The following is a 6,000-nucleotide window of genomic DNA, read 5'->3' as shown; positions in this document are numbered from 1 at the left end:
AGGGAACGCAGTATCAGGAAGAGCGCTCGCTGGGTCGGCAAGACCGCCTGGTGACCTTGACGGCGTCTCCTCAGGCGCGCAAGAAATGGCCGGACTTGCCGCCGACGATGACGGCGCGTCTGTTACGCCGCAAGGTGAACGGCAAGGAGGTCCAGGTCCTGACCTCGATGACCGACCCGCTGCGCTTTCCGGCGGCGGATATTGTCGATCTCTACAGCCACCGCTGGGAAATCGAACTGGGCTACCGGGAAATGAAGCAATCCCTGTTGGGTAACCGCCTGACGTTGCGTAGCCGGACGCCGGAGATGGTCTTCCAGGAGCTCTGGGGCACCTTGCTGGCCTATAACCTGATTCGCTTCCAGATGGCCCGTATGGCCTATAGCCTAGAAGCGGTGCACCCGAACCAACTTAGCTTCCACCAGGCCGCCCACTGGATCATCAAGGAGTTAACGGTCCTCCCCTGGGTCTCGCCGGGGCGTGTGCCCGGTGTGATTCAGTCGATGCTGGAGATGGCGCCTGCCTTCGTCCTGCCTGAGCGACGCGAGCGATCTTACCCCCGATCAGTCAGGCGCCGACCCCAGAAGTACCCGACCAAGAGAAATGCCAGTCAGCGTTAACTGACTGGCATTACGGTCGATGACCGGGGCGTTTTTTTATGTCTATGTCTCGCCCTGTCTGTGAACCGCTAACCACGCTTTATTGCCAGGTACCGGGGCGATGTCGAAAATTCCGACCAAGGTCTAAAGGCATTATGTCCGTTGTTGGTTGATGCTATGTCAGACATAGTCAATCAACAAACACCACGTCGGGCAGGTTCGCCATGGGCCAAGCACCCTCCACCACAAGCAGTCGTGCCTCGCGGCCGGATATCGCTGAACAGCTGGCCGAGGCCATCTTCGGTGGCGTCTATGCGCCGGGCGACTTTGTGCCCAAGGAACTCGACCTTTGCGCCACCTATGGCGTGAGCCGCAGTACCGTGCGCAGCGCCCTTCAATCGTTGGTGGCCGCCGGCATGATCAAGCGCATTTCCGGGCAGGGCAGCCGCGTCCAGGAGTTGGCGCAATGGCACTTGCTGGACCCGAGGGTCAGTGACTGGATGGCACGCTTCGCCCAGCCGAACCCGCGCATACGTCGAGAAATTTTCGCTTTCCGCGTGTCGGTGGAACCTTTTGTGGCTCGTCTGGCGGCGGAGCATGCCACCGCTGCCGACCTGAACGAGATCGAGACGGCGTACCTGGGCATGATCAAGGCGCTGGAGTCGCCCGATCACTGTCATCAGGGCATTAGCCATGACGATCATGATGTGGCCTTCCACGAGGCGATCTTCTCGGCCACGCACAATCTACTCTGGGCGCAGATCAGCCACGTGCTCAAGCCGGCGATCGCCCTGCTGGTCGAGACCTCCAATCACAGCGCCGATGAGCTGCAGGACAGCATGGAACGCCATCGCCTGCTGATGGAGGCCATTCGTCTGCGCCGCCCCGAAGAAGCCGAACAGGCTGCCTTACGCGTGCTCGAACGTACTGGGCTAGATTTGGGGATCAAGAGCATCTTCGACGCCCCGCTTCCACACTTGCGCCTTCCCGGTGCATTGCCGCCCGCGTCATGATCATGTGATCGGGCCTCTCGCGGTGCCTTCGCGTACCGATAACAACAACTTTACTCTCAACCGATGACGAGGAAACGCACCATGAAAAACGTCACGCCTACCCCTTCTTTCGCTCGTAAGCCTTTTGCTCTCAAGGCCCTGACGGCGGCTGTGCTCGGTTCCATGGCCTTCGGTGCTCAGGCGGCAGAATACGAATGGACCTTCCAAACCTCGGAAACCTCTGGCGAGCCGCAGTTCGAGCTCAAGAAGGCCTGGGCCGAGAAGGTCAACACCATGTCCGACGGCCGCATCGAGATCGAAATCCTGCCGGTCAATTCGGTAGTGGGGTCGACTGAAACGCTGCAGGCGGTTAGCGCCAATATCCTCCAGGGCCACATGACCGACCCGAGCTACTTTTCTGGCCAGAACCCGGCCTTCGGCATGATGGGCAACCTGGTGGGGGCCTGGGGTGATCCGGTCGAGTTCCTGGACTACATGAATTACGCCGGCGGCGAAGAGATCTATAACGAGCTGGCCGAGCCTTATGGCGTACACCTGATTGGTGCGGCTGCTACCGGCCTCGAAGCATTGCCTTCCAAGCGTCCGATCCGCAGTGTCGAAGACCTTGAAGGCCTCAAGCTGCGTGCCCCTCAGGGTATGGTGTACAACATCTTCGAGAAGGCAGGCGCCACGCCGGTCAATCTGCCGGGCTCCGAGGTCTACACTGCTCTTGAAAAGGGCGTGATCGATGCGGCCGACTACACGGTCTTTGCCACCAACTATGACCAGGGCCTCTACGAATTCGCCCCCTACCCGAACTATCCGGGCTTCCACTCGCTGCCGATGGTCTCGGTCTCGCTCAACAAGGAGATCTGGGATGGCTTGCCGGCTGACTTGAAGGCCATCCTCGAGACCTCAGTCGACAGCATGGCTTACGAGATGGTGGCCATGCTCAAGGCGCGCGATCTCGCGGCGGTGAAGGAAGTGAACCAGGACCCGGATATCGAAATCATCGACATGCCGGCCGAAGAGCGTGCCAAGTTCCGCAATATCGCCAAGGAAGAGTGGGCCGTCTGGGCCGAGAAGAACGAGATCACCCAGAAGTACTATGACTCCGTGGTGACCTATCTGCAGGATCACAATCTGATGTGATTAGCCGGGGCCGGCGCTAGATACCGGCCCCATATCGACAGCATCGCCATCACATGCCCGGCGGTGCTGTCGTCCTTTTTCATTCGAGAGGAAACGTCATGTCTCGACAATCCCAACGCCATGAGGCGGACGGCGTGACGCAAGACGAGGAGTTGGTTGCCCCAGCCTCCGGGCCCCCGAAGCCCAGTGTTCCGGCACGCAGTGTCTTCGATCGCGGCGTGATCTGGTGCGCCCGAGGGGCCGCCTGGCTGGTCTTCATCGCCATGGGCATCAGCGTATTCGAGGTGATCATGCGCTATGGCTTCGGTTCGCCGACATCCTGGGTGCACGAGAGCGTGGTCATGCTGGTGGCTGTGAGTTTCGCCCTCGGCGGTCCGGCGGCGCTTGCCGGCAATCAGCACATTCGTGTGCGGGTGCTCTACGATGCTGCCGGTCCGCGACTCAAGCTTTGGCTTGACCGCTTTAATGATCTGGTGACGCTGGGGTTCTGTGTGGCGATGAGCTACGCCGCCTTCGTGATGTTCTGGGACGCCTCCCACAACCCCTTTGGTGAATGGTCGCTGGAGCGCTCGGGTACCTCCTGGAACCCGCCGTTCCCGGCCCTGATAAAGGGCATCATCATGGTCTCCTTGATCGTGATGAGCGTCCAGGCGCTGATTCATAGCGTGCAGTCGTTGCGCGCCAAGCCGACCACACCTGCTGACGGGAGCCGGTAATGGATATCGCTGACGGAACGCTGTTACTGGTCACCGCCATCTTTGCGCTGCTGGTGACTGGCCTGCCACTGGCCTTCATCACCGGCCTGGTAGCGCTCGTTTTTACCTTCGGTTGGTTCGGGCCCAGCGCTTTGCCGCTGGTCACCAGCCGCGTGTTTGGCTTCGTCACCGAATACTCATTGGTGGCGGTGCCGATGTTCGTGTTGATGGCCTCGCTGCTTGACCGATCGGGCATTGCCAAGGATCTTTTCAATGCCATGCGGGTATTTGCCGGTCGCTTGCCCGGCGGGGTTGCCGTGCAGACCATTGTGGTGGCCTTCTTTCTGGCTGCTCTCTCTGGAATCATCGGCGGCGAGATCGTGCTGCTGGGCATCCTGGCGCTGCCGCAGATGCTGCGACTGGGCTATGACAAGCATCTGTCGATCGGTGTGGTCTGTGCCGGCGGGGCGCTGGGCACCATGATGCCGCCCTCGATCGTGTTGATCATCTATGGCCTGATCGCAAGCGTCTCGATCGCCGACCTGTTCACCGCCGCCATCACCCCCGCGGTTATCCTGATGGGCTCCTATATCGCCTATGTGTTGGTGCGCTGTATGCGCAATCCGAGCATGGGCCCGCCGATGACCGATGCCGATCGTGATGAGGGCTTTTCCAACCGTTGGCAGGCGCTCAAGGCCATTATGATACCGGGGCTGATCGCCTTCATGGTGCTGGGCTCGATCTACGGTGGTGTGGCCTCGGTGACCGAAGCGGCGGCGATGGGCGTGTTCGGGGTGCTGCTGGCGATCCTGCTGCGCGGCGAGTTTTCCGTGAAGACCCTGCATGGCAGTCTCGGCCAGACCATGACCACCTGTGGCATGATCATCTGGATCGGTATCGGGGCCGCGGCGCTGGTCGGGGTCTACAACCTGATGGGCGGTAACCGCTTCATCTCGCAGATGATCCTTGGCATGGAGGTTGAGCCAATCGTGATCCTGCTGGTGATGATGGCGATTCTGTTGGTGCTGGGCATGTTCCTCGACTGGATCGGCGTTGCCATGCTTGCCTTGCCGATTTTCGTGCCGATCGTGGTGGAGCTGGGCTACAGCCCGATCTGGTTCGGCATCCTGTTCGCGGTCAACATGCAGGTTTCCTTCCTGTCACCCCCCTTCGGGCCTGCCGCCTTCTACCTCAAGGGTGTGGCGCCTCCCGAGGTCAGCCTCAAGGACATCTTCGTATCACTGCTGCCGTTCATCGCGATTCAGCTGTGCGTTCTGTTCCTGCTGCTGTTCTTCCCGGAGCTTTCCATGTGGCTGGTCTGATCCGCGATAGCCGTTAGGTTGTCGGAACATGCGCCCCGATCATGCGAATGGTCGGGGCGTTTTGTTATCAAGGCATTGGAGGGATCGCTGTTTTCTGTTGAGCTGCGCTTGCCGTACGTCGTTATTTGGACTGGAATACCTCTGCAATACCGCAACGTAATGCCGGGTTGCCGCCGGGGTGTCGTGGCGTTATATAAAGATCAATGAATAGAAGGGTGGGGCGAGATAGGGAGAAGGTGTAGCGTGGAGGAAAGGAATACTGATAGCGACATGCGGAGGGAGAAAGCGCATGGCAACGTTGGCGATAAATGAGCCCCATATTCAGGTCTCTTTTTAGCTTTCTCCAACACCTTGTATCGTGGCTTTTTGCTATTCGTTGCGTTGGTTGCTGTCAGGGTTGAATGCCTTCTTTAGACAAGAAGCTAGCGACGATATCGTCGGGCGCTTGGCGGATATCCATGCGGGTAGCTTCGTCTTCTTCGGGGATCTCCAGATCGGCAAGCTGGCTTGCGAGCATGTGCTCGCCGGTAAAGAAATGGTTGCCGCGAGCGCCCAGGCGTTCGAGCAATACCTCTCGAGAACCATGGAGATAGAGAATCTTCAGTTCAGGAGCCCCTTGCCGAAGCAAGTTGCGGTAGCGGTGCTTGAGTGCCGAGCAACCGATGACCACATCTCGCCCCTGTTCACGATGGTCGCGGTATAGATCGGCAAGCGTCAGTAACCAGCCTTGGCGGTCGCTATCATTCAGCGGCTCACCCCTCGCCATCTTGGCAATGCTTGTCTGACTATGATGATCATCGGCATCGATGAAGTTGGCGTTGATGGTCTCGGCAAGAAGGCGTCCGATATGAGATTTTCCCGAACCGGAAACGCCCATGACGAGCAGAGTTAGTGGCGACGTTTTCATTCGTATTTCTCGATAAATATGAGGATTAACTCCAGCTATAATAGCGAAAATAAGCCCAGAATGGCCAGTAATATTGCGGAAGGCTCAGCTGGTAAGTGGCGATATCTTGATGGCCATTAGTGGAGCCGTTTATACGATTTTCATCGCGAACCCGCGTCTGGTTATGTATTGAACTAAAATGGTGCAACCATCAACCAGGTTGCATAAAAACTGCTTCGTGGTGGTGCTTGGGGGCAGCAGCGAGTGCGGTGACGCCGCTTACGGAGCCTGGCCCCCTTCGGAATGCAGCAGCCTGGCACGCTGCGTGCTAGGGTTTTATCCAATCGGCAAGATCAT

The 6,000-nt window shown here is 58.8% G+C and carries 6 protein-coding genes; 5 read left to right on the top strand and 1 reads right to left on the bottom strand.

Annotated features, from left to right (window positions below; genetic code table 11):
• The 5 genes from HF027_RS06020 to HF027_RS06000 form a co-directional block, all read left to right on the top strand.
• On the top strand, positions 1-617 hold a 617-nt coding region (locus HF027_RS06020), incomplete at its 5' end, for a transposase (protein ID WP_168013846.1).
• A 203-nt stretch (positions 618-820) separates the two neighbouring features.
• Positions 821-1,609, top strand: coding sequence for a FadR/GntR family transcriptional regulator (locus HF027_RS06015; protein ID WP_168013844.1), 789 nt, complete (start codon positions 821-823; stop codon positions 1,607-1,609).
• A gap of 81 nt (positions 1,610-1,690) precedes the next feature.
• Complete coding sequence (locus HF027_RS06010; protein ID WP_168013842.1) at positions 1,691-2,740, top strand: TRAP transporter substrate-binding protein; 1,050 nt, start codon at positions 1,691-1,693, stop codon at positions 2,738-2,740.
• Between the two features lie 98 nt (positions 2,741-2,838).
• Entirely contained in the window at positions 2,839-3,456 is a 618-nt protein-coding gene (locus tag HF027_RS06005; RefSeq protein ID WP_168013840.1) for a TRAP transporter small permease subunit, read from the top strand.
• Positions 3,456-4,757, top strand: a complete 1,302-nt coding sequence (locus HF027_RS06000; RefSeq protein ID WP_168013838.1) for a TRAP transporter large permease — start codon at positions 3,456-3,458, stop codon at positions 4,755-4,757. The genes HF027_RS06005 and HF027_RS06000 overlap by 1 nt, the downstream gene beginning before the upstream one ends.
• A gap of 391 nt (positions 4,758-5,148) precedes the next feature.
• On the opposite strand, the gene HF027_RS05995 is transcribed toward HF027_RS06000, so the two are convergent.
• Positions 5,149-5,664, bottom strand: a complete 516-nt coding sequence (locus tag HF027_RS05995; RefSeq protein ID WP_168013836.1) for a gluconokinase — start codon at positions 5,662-5,664, stop codon at positions 5,149-5,151.
• Positions 5,665-6,000: the final 336 nt, after the last annotated feature.

Origin of the sequence: Halomonas salinarum (assembly GCF_012062845.1) — a bacterium.
GTDB classification, from domain to species: Bacteria; Pseudomonadota; Gammaproteobacteria; order Pseudomonadales; family Halomonadaceae; genus Onishia; species Onishia salinarum.
Note: the sequence above shows the minus strand (reverse complement) of the source record. Positions and strands in the feature narration are given on the sequence as shown.